We start from the raw sequence: 15,489 nt of genomic DNA, 5'->3' as shown, positions 1-15,489 counted from the left end.
TTCGGTGGTGCTATCAGTTAGGCATAGCGATCGCCCGGTGGCGGTCTGATTTGGGGTTTGAAGCCGATGAACAAGCAGGATCTGATCGGCAAGGTAGCAGAAGCAGCAGGTCTCTCCCGCACCGACAGCGCCAAGGCCGTTGATGCCTTGATTGAAACCATCACGATGGCTCTGAAGGCCGGTGACGATGTCCGGTTGGTCGGATTCGGCAGCTTCGAAGTGACCCAGCGCAAGGCTTCGACAGGGCGCAATCCGCGTACCGGCGAGCCGATGGCGATCAAGGCGAGCGGCGTGCCAAAGTTCCGGCCGGGCAAGGCACTGAAGGACAGCGTCAACTGAAGCACGGGACTGGACATGCAAACGCGGCTGGCCTAAGTCACCGCTTCCCGTTTCGACCAGCGGTCAACGTTTTGGCGATAGCACACGGGGGCGCGTAGCTCAGCGGTAGAGCACTGCCTTCACACGGCAGGGGTCACAGGTTCAAACCCTGTCGCGCCCACCATTTTCAAATCAATTGCTGCGCTTGCCAACCGCGTCAAGGGCGCGACTGGTCGACGCGTGCGGGCGATGCGACTTTGGCCATGACCTTCGGGATGTGCTCCTTGAACGCGTCGCCGATCAGGCCGACCGAAATACCGATCACGAATATGTTGAACACGAATGCGATCATGCCGTGGAACATTGCGATCCGCCGTATCCTGCGGCTCGTGATCATTACGTCCGAAACCGAAAAGATGATCGCCATCGTAAAGGTGAAATAAGCGAAGTCCCAGGCGTTGGGTTCGAATTTGGTTGCGGGATCGTCGTCGTTGTCGGGGAATTTCAGGCCGCTTCCGTCGCCATGCGCACTGCGGTCATAATAGATTTGCGCATAATGCAGCAGAAACAATGTGTTGGCGAATATCCATGCGAGCACCAAGGTGCCGGCGCTCAGCAAGATGGAAATTGACTGGCCATTGTCCAATTCGCTGAACAAGGCCGTCATGACGATGGCCAGCACCACACCACCTATCAGCAGCAATCCGTGATGGTCGCTGTTCAATTCATTTGCACGGCTTCGCAGCTCGTCGACGCTCGACGTGATAAACGCCCTGAGGATCGTCGCCAGGAAGATCAGCGCGGCAATGTCGAAGCCGATGAGCATGGGACGTCCGAGCGACGGGGAATCGCTCATGGCTCGCGCGGTCAGCACCGCGACGACGAACCCGACCAGAAACAGGTTGAAGTGGATATGGCGACGGATCCAGCCCATTATGCGCTCCGCCTGCTGCCGTTGAGCACAAACCAACCCACTAGTGCCGAAATGAACGATCCGGCAAGAATACCGATCTTGGCAATCTCGTTCTCGGCCGAGCCTTCGCCGAACGCCAGCGCGGCGATGAACAGGCTCATCGTAAAGCCGATGCCGCACAAGATTGCGACGCCGTAGATCTGCCGCCAGCTGGCATCGACGGGCATGTCGGCGAAGCCGAGCTTGACCATCGCCCAGATCGCCCCGAACACCCCGAGCTGCTTGCCGAGGAACAGCCCGAGCGCGACGCCGACGGGCACGCCGCCCAGCGCGGTGCCGGGGGCAATGTCGAGCAGTGACACGCCGGCATTGGCAAAGCCGAAGATCGGCACGATGATGAACGCAACGATCGGCGCCAGTGCATGTTCGAGTTTGTGCAGCGGTGAGTGGTCGCCGACGGCTTCGTTGGCTGCGGTGCGCAGCGGGATGGTCAGCGCCACCGCGACACCGGCCAGTGTCGCATGGACGCCTGACAGCAAGGTTTCGTACCAGATGAAAATGCCGATGATCAGGTACGGCGCAAGCGCGGTCACCTTGAAGCGGTTGAGCCCGACCAGCATCAGCAACCCGGCACCCGCCAGCCCGAGATCAAGGAAGTCGAGCTTCGCGGTATAGGCGACGGCGATGATGATGATCGCGCCAAGGTCATCGATGATGGCAATCGCGGTGAGCAATATCTTGAGCGAGCCAGGCACGCGGCTGCCGAGCAGCGCCAGCACGCCGAGCGCAAAGGCAATGTCGGTCGCCGCCGGAATTGCCCAGCCGTCGCGGTGTGCCGGGTCCTGATAGTTGAACGCCAGATATATCAGCGCCGGCACCGCCATTCCGGCAAAGGCTGCGGCGCCCGGCAGGATGCGGCGGGAGTTGGTCGACAGTTCACCGTCAACCAGTTCGCGTTTGACCTCGAGCCCGATCAGCAGGAAGAACACCGCCATTAGCCCGTCGTTGATCCAGTGCAGCAGGCTGTGGCCGGCGAACTCGATATGCAGCGTGTGCGCGTAGAACCCCGACAGTGGCGAGTTGGCGACGATCAGCGCCGCTGCGGCCGCCGCCATCAGGATATAGCCGCCCGCGGCCTCGGTCGCGAGGAACTGGCGCAAGGTCGAGGCGGGGCGCCAGCGCGGCGCGGTGTGGTTCATCCTTTTCGGTCGCCGTAGTTGGTCGCCACCCAGTCGCGGTAGCTGCCATCGAGGATAGCTTGCCACCACGGCTCGTTGTCGATGTACCAGCGCAGCGTCGCGGCAAAGCCGGTGGCGAAGTCGCGCGCTGGGGCGTAGCCGAGTTCATCGCGGATCTTGCGCTCGTCGATGGCGTAGCGGCGGTCATGGCCGGGGCGGTCCTTGACCCAGGTCTTCAGGCTGTCGGTGGGTTTGCCCTGGGCCGCCGGCGCGTTGGGGTAGCGGACCTTGAGCGATGCATCCTGCGCAAACGCCGCATCGACCGCCGCGCACAGAGTATCGATAACGGTCAGGTTGGCGAGTTCCTCGCCGCCACCGATGCAATAGGTTTCGCCGACGCGGCCCTTTTGAATGACCAGTTCGATGCCGCGGCAATGGTCTTCGACATGCAGCCAGTCGCGGACGTTCATGCCGTCGCCATAAATCGGCAGCGACCGTCCGTGCAGTGCGTTGATCAGGAACAGCGGGATCAGCTTTTCGGGGAATTGATAGGGGCCGTAGTTGTTCGAGCAGTTCGACGTTGTGACATCGAGCCCGTACGTATGGTGGTAAGCGCGCACCAGATGGTCCGACGCTGCTTTTGACGCCGAATAGGGCGAGTTGGGCGCATAGGGTGTCGTCTCGCTGAACGCCGGATCGTCGGCGCCGAGGCTGCCGTAAACTTCGTCGGTGGAGACATGGTGGAAGCGGTGCGGCTTGCGCGTCTCACCGAGCCAGACGGCACGTGCCGCCTTGAGCAGGCTGTGCGTGCCGAGCACATTGGTATCGATAAACGCGTCGGGGCCGTGGATCGAGCGGTCAACATGGCTTTCGGCGGCAAAGTGCACCAGCGTATCGATGTTTTGCTCGCGCAGCAGCGATTCAACGGTGCCCTGGTCGCGGATATCGGCTTCGACAAAGCCGACGGCGTTGGCGCCCGCAAGGTTGGCGCGGTTGCCGGCATAGGTCAGCGCATCGAGAACGGTGATGCTGTCGCCGGGGTGGCGGACGCGCCAATAGTGGACGAAATTGGCACCGATAAAGCCGGCGCCACCGGTCACGAGAAGATTAGCCACGGGCAAGTTCCTGCAGGCAGGCGCGCAGTTCGACGCGCCAATGATTGGGAATTCCGGTCAGCGCCCAGGTCGCACTCTTGTCGAGTACCGAATAGGCGGGGCGGCGGGCAGGGGTTGGATAGTCCGACGTGCGGATCGGCTTGACGGTGACCGGCGTGGTCAGCAGCCCGAGCGCCAGCGCTTCCTCGTGGATGGCGACGGCGAAGTCATACCAGGACGCGACGCCGGCATCGGTGGCATGGAAGGTGCCGGTATGGCCGCCTTGCGCCAGCGTCCAGATGGTGCGCGCCAGCGTCGGCACATGCGTCGGCGTGCCGATCTGGTCGGCGACGACGCCGAGTTCGCTGCGTTCGCGCATCAGCCGCAGCATCGTGGCGACGAAGTTCGCGCCCTTTGCGGCATAGACCCAGGCGGTGCGGACGATCAGCGGATTGCCGTGCAGGTCGCGCGCCGCTTCCTCGCCCTCGAGCTTGGTGCGGCCATAGACGCCGAGCGGGTTGGGCAGCGCATCGGGCGGGTAGGGCAGGTGCGCGGTGCCATCGAAGATGAAGTCGGTCGAAACATGGACGAAACCCGCACCGGCGTTGCGCGCGGCGGATGCCAGTACGCCGACGGCATTGACGTTGACGCGCTGCGCGGCGGCCGTTTCGCTTTCGGCCTTGTCGACGGCGGTGTAGGCGGCGGCGTTGATGACCAGCGTCGGCGCAGCGGTCGCGACGACGCGTGCCACCGCTTCGGGGTCGCAAATGTCGAAATCGACTTCGGGCGGCGCGATGACGGTGACGTTCGCGGGCGCGGTGGCCTGCAATGCGCGCCCGAGCTGCCCGGCGCTACCGGCGATCAGAACCTTCATGCGAACACCTCCGCATCCGCCAGCAATGGCGCGGCGGCATCCTTGTCCGACAGCAGCGGCGCGCCGTCGATCGGCCAGTCGATGCCGATGGCGGGGTCGTTCCACGCGATGCCGCGGTCGTGCGCCGGCGCGTAGAGCGTCGTGCATTTATACAGGAAATCAGCACTGTCGCTAAGCACGGTAAAACCATGCGCGAAGCCCGGTGGCACCCACAGCATGCGCTTGTTGGCCTCCGAAAGTTCATAGCCGACCCAGCGCCCGAAATGCAGGGACGAACGGCGAATATCGACGGCAACATCGAACACTGCGCCGGCAGTGACGCGCACCAGTTTCCCCTGCGGCTCGACGATCTGATAATGCAGCCCGCGCAGCACGCCCTTGGCCGAACGGCTGTGATTGTCCTGCACGAAATTCAGGTCGAGCCCGGCAGCGGCGAACGCGGCGGCGTTCCAGCTTTCGAGGAAGAAACCGCGGTCGTCGCCGAACACCTTGGGTTCGATCAGCTTGACGCCGGGCAGCGGGGTGTCGATGACGTTCATGTCACCGCGCCCATTTCGAGCTGGGTCAGCAGATATTCGCCGTAACCGCTCTTGCGCAGCGGCTCGGCGAGGCGGCGGAGCTGGGCGGCATCGATGAAGCCGCTGCGCCAGGCGATTTCCTCGGGGCAGCAGATCTTCAGGCCCTGGCGCTCCTCGACAATGCGGACGAATAGCCCGGCATCGAGCAGCGAGCCGTGCGTCCCGGTGTCGAGCCAAGCATAGCCGCGCCCCATCAGCTCGACATTAAGCTTGCCGGCTTCGAGATAGATGCGGTTGAGGTCGGTGATTTCAAGCTCGCCGCGCGCCGAAGGCTTGACCGAGCGCGCATAGTCGACGGCGTTGCCATCGTAGAAGTACAGCCCGGTGACCGCATAGTTCGATTTGGGGACCGCCGGCTTTTCCTCGATCGTCGCGGCGCGGCCATTGGCATCGAATGACACGACGCCATAGGCTTGCGGGTCCTTGACGTAATAGCCGAACACTGTGGCCCCTTCGGCGCGTGCATCCGCCTCGCGCAGCAAGCCGGGGAAGCCGTGGCCATAAAAGATGTTGTCGCCCAAGATCAGCACCGACGGGTCCTTGCCGATGAAGTCGGCGCCGATATGATAGGCCTGCGCCAGCCCCTTGGGCTCGGGCTGCACGGCATAGGTCAGGCTGATGCCCCAGTCGCTGCCGTCACCGAGCAGGTTGCGGAACGCCGCCGAATCTTCGGGCGTGGTGATGATCATCACTTCGCGCACGCCGGCGAGCATCAGCACCGACAGCGGGTAATAGATCATCGGCTTGTCATAGACCGGCATCAGCTGCTTGCTGACCGGCTTGGTCAGTGGATAGAGGCGCGTCCCGGAGCCGCCAGCCAGAATAATACCGCGTCGCAAGATGCTCTCCTATGGCCGTGGCAATTTGTGTTCCTGATGCCCGATAACCAAATCAGCAGCAGGCGTCATCCCGCTTAGCGTTTATCGCTTAAAATACGTCTTACCGAACCCGCAAAACTACGTAGTTGCTCGGGAAAGGGCGCGAGCTTGGCAGCAGCTTCGACGCCGGTGCCGTCCGTGCGTGGTTTGGGCTGAAAAGTCGCGGTCAGCGCGGCGATGCGCGACGCGACCAGTCGTTTGCGGCGCGCCTGGTGCGGCTGCATCTTGATGATTTCGCCCACCTCGAGCGGCGTCGTGGCGATGGCGCCTGCTGCTTGGGCCTCGGCGAGCAGCGCTGAACCACGCGGGCTGCGCACCATAATCAGGCTGCGGCCATCGGCTTCCTCGAACGTCGGGTAGCCGGAGTCGTCGCCGTACCAGGCGTCGGCGGCAGCGATGTCGGCAACGCCGCCAACTGCATCGGGGCAGATCTTGCAGCGATACTGGACTTCACGGCTCAGGATTTCACCCCAACTTGCGGCATAGCTCATCCGCGTCGTGCGGCCATCGGCTTCGACGGCGGTGGCATAGCCCGGCCAGCCATCGCCGCGGTAACGGAACGATGTCAGCTTGCCAGGGTTAGCGCCCAGTCGCTTGATGATGCGGTCGGTGCCCGCCTGCGACGGGGTGCCGGCGCAAAAGAACGACAGCATGACGACAACCTGGGCATCGACGCGCGGATCGTGCCGGGCCCATTGGCGCAGCGCCGAAACATCGCACGGCTTGCCGACAAACGCGAAGCGACCACCGGCATCGAGTTCGGCAGCGATTGCCGCCAGCGGTGCGACCGGCGCATAGCGCGAACCGGCTGCGCGTACGACATCGTTGCGGCCGATGCTGCGCACGACATGCGTCAGCAACGGTGCGTCGGGGTCCATCGCGACATGAACGACGCGGTCGATGGCGCCGGTGTTAAACAGGTGGATGAGCAGTCCCGACAAGACTCCGCCCGACGAGCCGGCATGGCGCACCTGCGCATCGGTCGAATGGCCGGTATGGATCGACTGGTACGGGCCCCAGAGTGCCGACGTTGCGGGAGCATCCTGCCATGGGGCGACAGTAGCGCCAGGGCAGGCGCTGGCAATCACCGCCTCGGCGGCGGGCGGGACGGCTGCGGTTTCGACGGGGCGCAGATAGCCGAGTTTGCCGTCGCGCTGCATGGTGACGGCAGCGGGGGCGGCGGCAGCGCATAGCCCGCAGCCGACACACAACTGCCCGTCGACGATGCGCTTGAGCGTCGGGGAGGTGAATCCGCTCATTTGCGCGCTGCCGCAGCGGCGAAGCACCGCGCAAGTTCGGCGACATAGGTTTCCAGCCCGGCCTCTACGATCGCCGACCCGCGCGCGATGTCGGCGGCGAGTTTAGCACGGCGTTCATAGGCGTTGAGCACATAGGCAATGGCGGCGTCGGTGGTCAGCCCGCGCACCGGCACCATCCAGTCATAGCCGAGCCCGCCGAACAGCCCCTCGAACTTGCGGCTGTACGACACCGGCACCACCGGTACGCCGCTCGAATAGGCGGCGATGGTTGCGTGCATGCGTGCGCCGACGACGAAATCGAGCCCCGAAATGAACGACTTGGCTTCGGAGGGCGAAGTGAACGGCGCGACTTTGGTGGCGCCGGGGAACTCACGCGCCAGCGCATCGACGGCGACGCCGTCATCGTCGTTGGGCAGCGGCGAATTGACATGGCCGAACAGCATGACCTCGACGTCGCCGCGCGCCAGCAGTGCGGCGACCAGCCCGCGGGTAAGCGCCGCATAATCGACTTCGATGCCGAATTCGTTCTTGCCGGTATAGCCGCCGCTGAACAACAGCCCCGACACGTTGATGCCGATGCGGGGTTTGCCGCTCGACTTGGGCCGGCGCTCGAACGGCAGCGCGAACGCGACATCGACCGCCTGGAACGCCTTGGCGTGCGGCGCCAGTTTGGCGAGTGCCGCCATCGACAGCGGGTCGCGCGCGAAAACCGCTTCAGCTCGGGTGCAGGCCCAGGCGGCGGCGGCCGAGTGCGGCTGGCGCGAAAACGGCCCGATAGTTTGCGGGGACAGAATCATCGGCACGCCGCGGGCGATCGCCATCGCCTTGGTCGCCATGATGTAGGCGAAGCGCTTGTCTGGATAGATGTCGGCGAAGCTGTCGCCGGCGCCGATGTCGAGCACATAGTCGAGGTGGCCGAGGTCGGCCCAATAGCCGCCGGGCGAGGCCATGTAGCGGCCGGTGATTTCGCGGGCGCTGATGTCGGGACCGCTGATGTAGATGGGCCCCGGTTCACGCGGCCCGATGACGGTGAACTTCGGGGTCAAACCGGCGCGTTCTGCGGCACGCCGGGCCAGCGCGATGTTGCCAACGCTCAGCGCACCAACGCCAAGATTGCCCGATCGCACTGAATGCCAGACGAGTCCAATTTCAAATTGTCGCGGCATGCCATTCGCCCGAGCAGGAATTTGGTTGTTCAATGACCCAGGACGGCACCGTAAGGCTCACGCGGCAAGCCAAGAAGCACCGGGCAGGTGCACCCTGGTGGGTGCACCTGCACCGAGTTCGAGACGCTAGTTCGACGGCGCCGCTGTCGGCGCCGCGCTGGTTGCTGCTGCCGAGTTTGCAGCAGGTACCGCGCCCGTCGGCTTCGTGGCAGCCGCTGCAGCGGGCGTTGCGCCTGCTGTGGGGAGTCCGCCGGCCGCCGGGGCCGCTGCGGGCTCATAGCCCTTGGCATACACGATCTTGCCCTTTTCCTCGGCTTTGATCTTCTTCAACTCATCGGCCAGCGCCTTCTGTACCGCTTCGCGCTGCAGAATGGGCTGTGCCACCGCGATCGCCTTGGGCCCGGTGAAGGGGGCGGCCGACGCATTCGTCACGAGATTGATGTAGACGATCGGTGCCGGTGCGCCACGCGGCTGGTCGGCGAACATGAAGACTTCGCTCGGGTTGCGCGCCAGAATCTGGCTGATGGCGTTCGACAGTTGCGGCGCGGCCGTCATCGTGTCGACAGTCGCAGGCAAGCGGCGGAATTCGACATTGGCGGCCGTCAAGACCCGCTCGACGTCGGCCATTGTCTTGGCTTCCTGCAAACCGATCGTGGCAATATTTGCCGGGCGCAGGAACTGGATCTGATCGATTGTGTAGATCTTGCGGTCGGCAAACTGCACTGGATGCGCGGCAATGTATTTCTCAGCTGCTTCGGGGGTGACCGTCGGCACCTTCGATGCGATGCTGCCCTGCAGAGCCTGCACGAGCAGGCCGTCATCAACGCGACGCTTTTCCATCAGGTACTGCGGGCTCTTGTCGAGGCCACGCTTGGTGGCGACATCGGCGAGCATGCGGCGTTCGACAATGCGCTCGAGCGCGGCTTGTTCGATCACCTTGCGCGGCACTTCGGGCGGAGCCTGCGCCAGCGCAATTTCGGAGTTGAGTTCGGTCGTGGTGATATCGGTGCCGTCTACCGTGGCGACGACCTGGCCCTTGGGCAGTTCGTCCTTCTTGTTGCAGCCGGCAATCAACGCCGACAGCGCGATTCCAACAATCAGAGCCGATTTAGAAAGCTGTTTCATAGTTCCTCCAAGGCGCGCCGGCATGCGGAAAATGGGCCGCATTCCGGATCAGCGCATAGCTTAGCTGAAATCAGGCGGTTGCAATACAAATTGAATGCATGGTCGAGATCAGAATGGGCGTCCAAAAAGTGCCTTGGTCATGACCTTGGCCTTTTCGGGCTGACGACGCATCAATCGACGACCGATCATCGCGATAGAAATGCCCCAATGCACCGGCAACAGAAGAGGCTGCCGCCGTTTCACAAAGGCCAATCGTGACCGCATCAGATAATATTCTGCAGTGGGACTGCGCTGGCCAGCGGTGGCGCTCGATCCGATCGAATGGCCTTCCTTGTGATAGACAATCGCCCCGTGCGCGAACGCGATCTCGAAACGATCGTTATTGCGGTAGGCCCAGTCGATTTCCTCGAAATAGAGGAAATAGCTTTCTTCCATCAGCCCGACAACTTCGATGAAGCGTCGCGACACGCCAAGCGACGCGCCGAGCACGAAATCGGTTTCGCGCGCGACCTTGGCTGGATCGAACGGCATGGTGATCGGCTGGCCACGGCCAATGCCTTGCGATGCGCCCGATAGCGCGCTGAAGCGGCTGCCGTTGAGCGCCTGGATTTCGTTCGGGCGGTGATAGTAGCGCACGACTGTGCCGCACATGCCGACGCGGTGCGTGGCATCCATGCGCATGACCAGCGCGTTAGCCGCACCGGTTTCGATGACGGTATCGTTGTTGAGCAGCCAGAAATAGTCGAGCGACGGATCGCGCAGCAGGTGGCGCAAGCCGAGGTTATTTCCGGCCGCGAAACCAAGGTTGCCGCCGCCATCGATCAGCGTCAACATGGCGCTGCCGGGATCCACTTCGGGCGCCTGTGCAGCGCTCAGAGCGACACAGCCCAGCGGCTTGGGAATCGGCGGTGCCGAAAAGCGGGTCATGGCCGGCGACACTGCTGCAGCTTCGATGTCGCCGCTCGCCCAAGCGGCAATCTTGGCGAGCGACTCATTGGTTGAGCCGTTATCGACGACAACGACTCGGACCGGGATGCTGCTGCGGAAGATCGACTCGAGACACTCGATGGTGTCTTCCCAACGGTTCCAATTGACCAGGACAATGCCCAGTCGCGGGACCCCGCGTGCAACGATGTTATTCATGATTGGCGATTCCAGAACAATGCCCCCGATTGCGCCGGCGAGCGTGCGACTCTACTCATCTCAACAAAGCGATACCAACGTGTCCGAACCAGCAATGTCAGTCCCCGCATACGGTTGCCGAATCCAGATAGCCGACGCGACGTGAACATGCGAGCGCCATGGACAAAAATCGAGCCGAGCACGGCAAAGCTGATCAAATGCCATCGCAGCATCGAGCGATTGTTTTCGCGGTGTAGGTAGAACTCATGGCTGATGTGACGTTGCCACTTGCTTGCCAGGCCGGAGAAGTCCTTGCGGGCAGGGTGATAGACCCGCATGCCGGGTATGTAGCGTGTGACGAAACCCATGCGGTGCGCCCGCTGGCCCCAATCCATGTCCTCGGCAATTTCGATGCCGGCAAACGGGCCGACCTGCTTGTGGACCGCAGCCCCCATCGCGAGGTTGCCGGTCCCAGAAAAATGCCGCGTCTTGATGTAGAACTGCTGCCGGAAGGCGAACACCGCTTCATAAGCTTCAATCGGCGTCAGGTGTTTGGGGTCGGAGAAGTCGATGCGCACGTCGCCGCCGACAACTGTCGTGTTCGGCATCGGCTCGACGGCTTCAACCGCGGCTGCCAGCCAGCCCGGTGCCGCGCGGCAGTCGGCATCGATGAACGCCAGTACCGGGGCGTTTGCGGCGGCGATGCCAAGGTTTCGTGCCTGGCCAGGGCCCGGCTTAGGCTCGTGCAAAATGGTGACTTGCGGATAGGCGGCGCTGACTGAATCGAGTGATACATTCGAGCCGTTGTCGACAACGATGATTTCAATCAGGCCATGGTCAAGCCGCTGCGATGTCACCGAATCCAGGCAGCGCATCAGCATTTCGGGCATGTTGAGGTGTGGAATGATGACGGAAACACGCGGCCGCAGCGCCGGCGGATCCGACTGAGAGGCTGTGCCCATATTACCTCTCTCCTGCTACCCGAGCCAAGAACGGCTGTTGTGCGCTGCAGTATAGGCAAAACTGCTTGCTGCCAACTGTCATCACAACATTTTGCATGGCTAGATTATTCGTTCCCGGTCCGGAATCAGCTTGTCAATCCGGCCATGGCAGCTGACATCAGCAACATCGACGCCACGCCGGGATAGCGGAAGCGGAACCGGTGTTCGTGACCTGTGTCGACAAGCTCGATGATGTTGTTGGCACCGACAAAACTGCGCAGGCTGCGTTCGACCGCTGCCGGCGGGTTGGCATTGCCCAGAACGCCCGCGACCTCATCGACGGTAAACCAGCCATCCGACGCCATTCCAGCCTTGGCGGCCGCGACAAGCAACGGCCATTCCGCCTGAGCGGCGCTACTGGCGAGGATGGTCTGCGCGCGGAGTGGCAGGCTGGCGTTCCAGTCGCCCAGAACCTTTTCAACGGCAGCACGCGCATGGCCTTCGTCAACCAGCGTCTGGCGCTGATCGAGCGCCATCAACGCGGCGCGGTGGCCCAGCAGCCGGACCAGGTACGGCGAGCCATTCGCCATGGTCGAAATCAGCGACGTAGCTTCGTCGTTGAAATGCAGCCCGGCTGCGGTTTCGCCCATGGCGAGCAACGACCGCACCTCGGCGAGCGTCAGCGGTCGCATAGGCAGGCCGACGACGTTGCGGCGGATCGACGGTGCATAGCCGATGAGTTCGTCAAGGTTCGACGCCACGCCGGTCAGCACCAACTGCACGCGCGCAGCGCGGTCGGACAGGTTCTTGATGAGCTCTGCGACGTCGCGGCGAAAGGACGGGTCGGCGACGCGGTCGTATTCATCGAGGATCAGGATGATGCGCGTGCCAACGATGTCGGCGAAAAGGTCGCTGATCTCGCGCGGGCCAAAACTGCCTTCCGGCAGCAGCGAATCCAGATACTTGCCATGTTCGGTTTCGGCCGCGGTTGGCACAACGCTGCCATGGAACAGGATCGGGATGCGCGACGCAAACGCGCGGAACATATCATCGAACCGCGCTTCAGTGCCGCAGGTGCCGTAGATGACGAGGTAGCGTGCCTGCCGTGCCGTATCGGCAAAGACGTGGACCAGCGAGGTTTTGCCGATGCCGCGCTCGCCGTAGATCACGACATGCACGCGCTGCTGTTCGATCGCGGCAATCAACTGCCCCAGGGCATCATGGCGCCCCGCGAAGCGGTCGCTGCTGGTGACCGGCTGTGATGCACCCAGCGCATCACGCAATGCCAGCCGTGCACGGGCGAGTTTCGGATCCTCGCCTGAAGTCTGGATATCGTCCGATGCCGATGCCTTAAAGCGCGGCAGCATGACATTGGCGCCTTCGGGGCCTTCGCCCTGCAGGATGGAATCAAGGAATGCCGGTCGCTGCCGCGAGCCCGGGTCGACAATAGCGTGGGCCGGATTGCTGCGTTGCGGCACGACATAGCCGGCTGGTGCCTCGTCGTCGGCTTTGCCACCCCTCAGCCAGCGTTTGAAAACCATGGTTGTTCCTGTCAATCTGCAGCGCACCCGGACGCAGGATGCGACAAGTTGCATAGTTTGGCGCGCGGCCCCGAATTAGCAAGGCCTCAGTTGCCCGCACTCATCGCAAGCCGTTGGACAATTGGTCGTTATTGCTGTCGGCGCCCCTAGCATTCGCAATCGTGCCAGGGCGCGGCAGGCAATGTTCGTTTCGCGTGCCGGTTGCCGTGTCGGCGGGCAGCGTGCTAGGTGTTGGACAATCGCCCTCAAGGCTGGGAACGCAGGTTTGTAAATGCTGGAATGCGGGATGTTTCTTAAGCGTTGCGCCGGTGTGCTGGCGCCAGCGCTGGGCCTGACGCTGACGGCGCCTGCCTCGGCGCAAGCGGCCGATCCGTATGTGGCACCGGTCGCGGCGCCCACACCGCGGCCAACGGCAGCGGCGCAGGCTTCGGAGGCGGATCTGTTCCAGGTCGATCAGCGCAACCCGGTCAACAACCCGACGGGCGCATTCTTCAACGGGCTGCCGCTGCCCAATCTGGGCTATTCGATCAGCGCGTCGCTGCTCAGCGTCTATGACAGCAACTATCGGCGCCTGCCCGACAACAAGCAGCCCCCTGCGGGGCAAAGTCGCAGCAGCTTCCGCTTCACGCCGACGATCAATGGCAGGGTCAACCTGCCGGTCGGTCGTCAGTCGCTGTTTGCAACGGCGGTGATCGGCAAGGACTATTACACTGCCAACAGCGCCTATAACCGGCAGCGGCTGGCGTTCTCCGGCGGCGTGAATCTGGCAGCCGGGTCGAGCTGCACTGGCTCGGTCAATGGCAGCTGGATGCAGGCGCAGAGCAATCCTAATTCGACGATACCACAAGGCGCGCAGCAGGGCATCTTGCCAAATACCCAGACCACGCGGAGTTTTGGCGCGTCGGCAAGTTGCGGTGGCATCAGCGGCTTCACGCCAACGGCAAGCTATCGCTATTCCAAGTCGACCAATCAAGAATTAGCGCGTTCGTTTTCCGATCTGACCAGCAACAGCTATTCGGTGAGCCTCGGCTATGCACGTCCGACGCTGGGCGTGGTTTCGCTTTTCGGCACGCTGTCGAACAATGATTACCCCAACCAGCCGATTCCGATACTTGGCACGAGCCGTAGCGTTAAGATTACCAACCTCGGCGTCAAATATTCGCGCTCGCTGACCTCGCAGTTCTCGGCTGACGCGTCGCTTTCACGGGTTAGTATCGACCCGAACTCCCCGCTGCAGCAGAAGACCAGCAATCTCGGCTACGGTCTTAGTGTCAACTACACGCCGCCGTCGCGACTTTCGGCGAGCATCAACGCCACGCGGAACGCGTCGTCGTCGCCCAACACCGGCACGGCCTTGTATTTCGTGCAGCAGGCATTTTCGGCGAACGTGTCGTATCAGTTGCGCTCGACGCTGTCGGCAGCGCTGACCGGATCGACCTCGCTGCGCACCTATGAGGATCAGGTCGGGGCCATCATCAATCCCAACCAGGTCAAAAACGACCGGTTCAATACCGTGCGCCTGAGCGTCAACTGGAACCCGATTCGTAACATGCAAACGTCATTTTATGTTTCGCAACAGAATCGTAATGCGGACCCAAACATTTACAACTACAAGGACACAACGGCGGGTATCCTGATTTCCTACGGTATCTGACGGCATGGAGGGTTTAGTGAACACGGTGGCTGCTGGTTTTTCGAAGCTGGGTCGACTGGCTCAATGGGCTATCGTCGCACTTTTCGTAGCGTTTGGCGCGATGGCGACGGTGGCTTCGGCGCAGGCGGTGCCGGTGACCGGCTATGTGCTCGGCGTCGACGATGCCTTGGACATCACCGTGTTCGGTGCCCCCGAAGCCAGCGTGAAGACCCGCATCAAATATGACGGCACCATCGTCATGCCGATGATCGGCCCGATCCAGGCAGCTGGCCAGACCAACGTGTCGCTGGCCGCGCTCATCAAGAAGAAGCTCATTGCGGGCAATTTCTACAAGGATCCGATCGTCAACATCGAAATTCTCGGCTATTCGAGCCGTGTCGTCAGCGTCGCCGGCAAGGTCGGGGCGCCAGGGCTCTATCCGCTCGACAAGCCGTACCGCGTGCTCGACGTGCTGCTTAAGGCCGGCTGGATCCAGGGCTCGCAAACAGTTTATTTGCGCCGTGCTTCGGACGGCAAGGAGATCAAACTCGATACGCTTGAGCTGGTGCGCGGTTCGCCCGACAAGGATCCCTATCTCGAAGCCGGCGACACGATTTTCGTACCCGATGCCGAGTTCGTTTATGTTCAGGGACAGGTGTTGCGGCCGGGGCCAGTCGCCATCACGCCGGGGATGACCGTGCGTGAAGCATTGGCAGCTGCCGGCGGTGTGACGGCGCTGGGTTCGGAGAAGAAGGTCTCGCTAGTCCGCGGCAATGCCAAGGAAGTCGACGCGAAACTTGATGCGCAAGTTCAGCCCAAGGACGTATTGGTCTTCAAGGAAAAGCTTTTCTAGTCTAGTCAGCCGATTC

The 15,489-nt window shown here is 62.6% G+C and carries 15 protein-coding genes and 1 tRNA gene; 4 read left to right on the top strand and 12 right to left on the bottom strand.

The window, feature by feature from the left end; translation table 11 throughout:
- The first annotated feature begins 66 nt into the window (after nt 1-66).
- Both EUV02_RS06115 and EUV02_RS06110 read left to right on the top strand, forming a co-directional pair.
- Nucleotides 67-339, top strand: coding sequence for an HU family DNA-binding protein (locus tag EUV02_RS06115; protein ID WP_135245408.1), 273 nt, complete (start codon nt 67-69; stop codon nt 337-339).
- 88 nt (nt 340-427) lie between these two features.
- A tRNA-Val gene (locus EUV02_RS06110) sits at nt 428-502 on the top strand.
- Nucleotides 503-535: 33 nt separating this feature from the next.
- On the opposite strand, the gene EUV02_RS06105 is transcribed toward EUV02_RS06110, so the two are convergent.
- From EUV02_RS06105 to EUV02_RS06050, 12 genes are all read right to left on the bottom strand, one after another.
- Nucleotides 536-1,252 (bottom strand): DUF1345 domain-containing protein, encoded by a 717-nt coding sequence (locus EUV02_RS06105; protein ID WP_135245271.1) that lies wholly within the window; start codon nt 1,250-1,252, stop codon nt 536-538.
- Entirely contained in the window at nt 1,252-2,430 is a 1,179-nt protein-coding gene (gene nhaA, locus EUV02_RS06100; protein ID WP_135245270.1) for a Na+/H+ antiporter NhaA, read from the bottom strand. The genes EUV02_RS06105 and nhaA overlap by 1 nt, the downstream gene beginning before the upstream one ends.
- A complete protein-coding gene (gene rfbB / locus EUV02_RS06095; RefSeq protein ID WP_135245269.1) occupies nt 2,427-3,524 on the bottom strand; it encodes a dTDP-glucose 4,6-dehydratase in 1,098 nt (365 codons plus the stop codon). Before rfbB ends, nhaA begins: the two co-directional genes overlap by 4 nt.
- Nucleotides 3,517-4,377: a dTDP-4-dehydrorhamnose reductase gene (rfbD, locus tag EUV02_RS06090; protein WP_135245268.1), complete on the bottom strand. Its 861-nt coding sequence runs from the start codon at nt 4,375-4,377 to the stop codon at nt 3,517-3,519. Before rfbD ends, rfbB begins: the two co-directional genes overlap by 8 nt.
- Entirely contained in the window at nt 4,374-4,916 is a 543-nt protein-coding gene (rfbC, locus tag EUV02_RS06085; RefSeq protein WP_135245267.1) for a dTDP-4-dehydrorhamnose 3,5-epimerase, read from the bottom strand. Before rfbC ends, rfbD begins: the two co-directional genes overlap by 4 nt.
- Nucleotides 4,913-5,794 (bottom strand): glucose-1-phosphate thymidylyltransferase RfbA, encoded by an 882-nt coding sequence (rfbA, locus tag EUV02_RS06080; protein ID WP_135245266.1) that lies wholly within the window; start codon nt 5,792-5,794, stop codon nt 4,913-4,915. Before rfbA ends, rfbC begins: the two co-directional genes overlap by 4 nt.
- 74 nt (nt 5,795-5,868) lie before the next feature.
- Complete coding sequence (locus EUV02_RS06075) at nt 5,869-7,092, bottom strand: Coenzyme F420 hydrogenase/dehydrogenase, beta subunit C-terminal domain (RefSeq protein ID WP_135245265.1); 1,224 nt, start codon at nt 7,090-7,092, stop codon at nt 5,869-5,871.
- Nucleotides 7,089-8,258: a polysaccharide pyruvyl transferase family protein gene (locus EUV02_RS06070; RefSeq protein ID WP_135245264.1), complete on the bottom strand. Its 1,170-nt coding sequence runs from the start codon at nt 8,256-8,258 to the stop codon at nt 7,089-7,091. Before EUV02_RS06070 ends, EUV02_RS06075 begins: the two co-directional genes overlap by 4 nt.
- A gap of 126 nt (nt 8,259-8,384) precedes the next feature.
- Nucleotides 8,385-9,383, bottom strand: coding sequence for a hypothetical protein (locus EUV02_RS06065; RefSeq protein WP_135245263.1), 999 nt, complete (start codon nt 9,381-9,383; stop codon nt 8,385-8,387).
- 108 nt (nt 9,384-9,491) lie between these two features.
- A complete protein-coding gene (locus EUV02_RS06060; RefSeq protein WP_135245262.1) occupies nt 9,492-10,526 on the bottom strand; it encodes a glycosyltransferase family 2 protein in 1,035 nt (344 codons plus the stop codon).
- Nucleotides 10,523-11,467: a glycosyltransferase family 2 protein gene (locus EUV02_RS06055; protein WP_135245261.1), complete on the bottom strand. Its 945-nt coding sequence runs from the start codon at nt 11,465-11,467 to the stop codon at nt 10,523-10,525. Before EUV02_RS06055 ends, EUV02_RS06060 begins: the two co-directional genes overlap by 4 nt.
- 125 nt (nt 11,468-11,592) lie before the next feature.
- A complete protein-coding gene (locus EUV02_RS06050) occupies nt 11,593-12,987 on the bottom strand; it encodes an AAA family ATPase (RefSeq protein ID WP_166430528.1) in 1,395 nt (464 codons plus the stop codon).
- 376 nt (nt 12,988-13,363) lie between these two features.
- Between EUV02_RS06050 and EUV02_RS06045 the strand changes: the two genes are divergently transcribed.
- A complete protein-coding gene (locus EUV02_RS06045) occupies nt 13,364-14,641 on the top strand; it encodes a porin family protein (protein WP_166430527.1) in 1,278 nt (425 codons plus the stop codon).
- Nucleotides 14,642-14,657: 16 nt separating this feature from the next.
- Entirely contained in the window at nt 14,658-15,473 is an 816-nt protein-coding gene (locus tag EUV02_RS06040; RefSeq protein WP_166430526.1) for a polysaccharide biosynthesis/export family protein, read from the top strand.
- The last annotated feature ends 16 nt before the right edge of the window (nt 15,474-15,489 follow it).

This window comes from Glacieibacterium arshaanense (assembly GCF_004681125.1).
Taxonomy (GTDB): domain Bacteria; phylum Pseudomonadota; class Alphaproteobacteria; order Sphingomonadales; family Sphingomonadaceae; genus Polymorphobacter_A; species Polymorphobacter_A arshaanense.
This window is presented reverse-complemented; position numbering and strand designations above follow the sequence as displayed.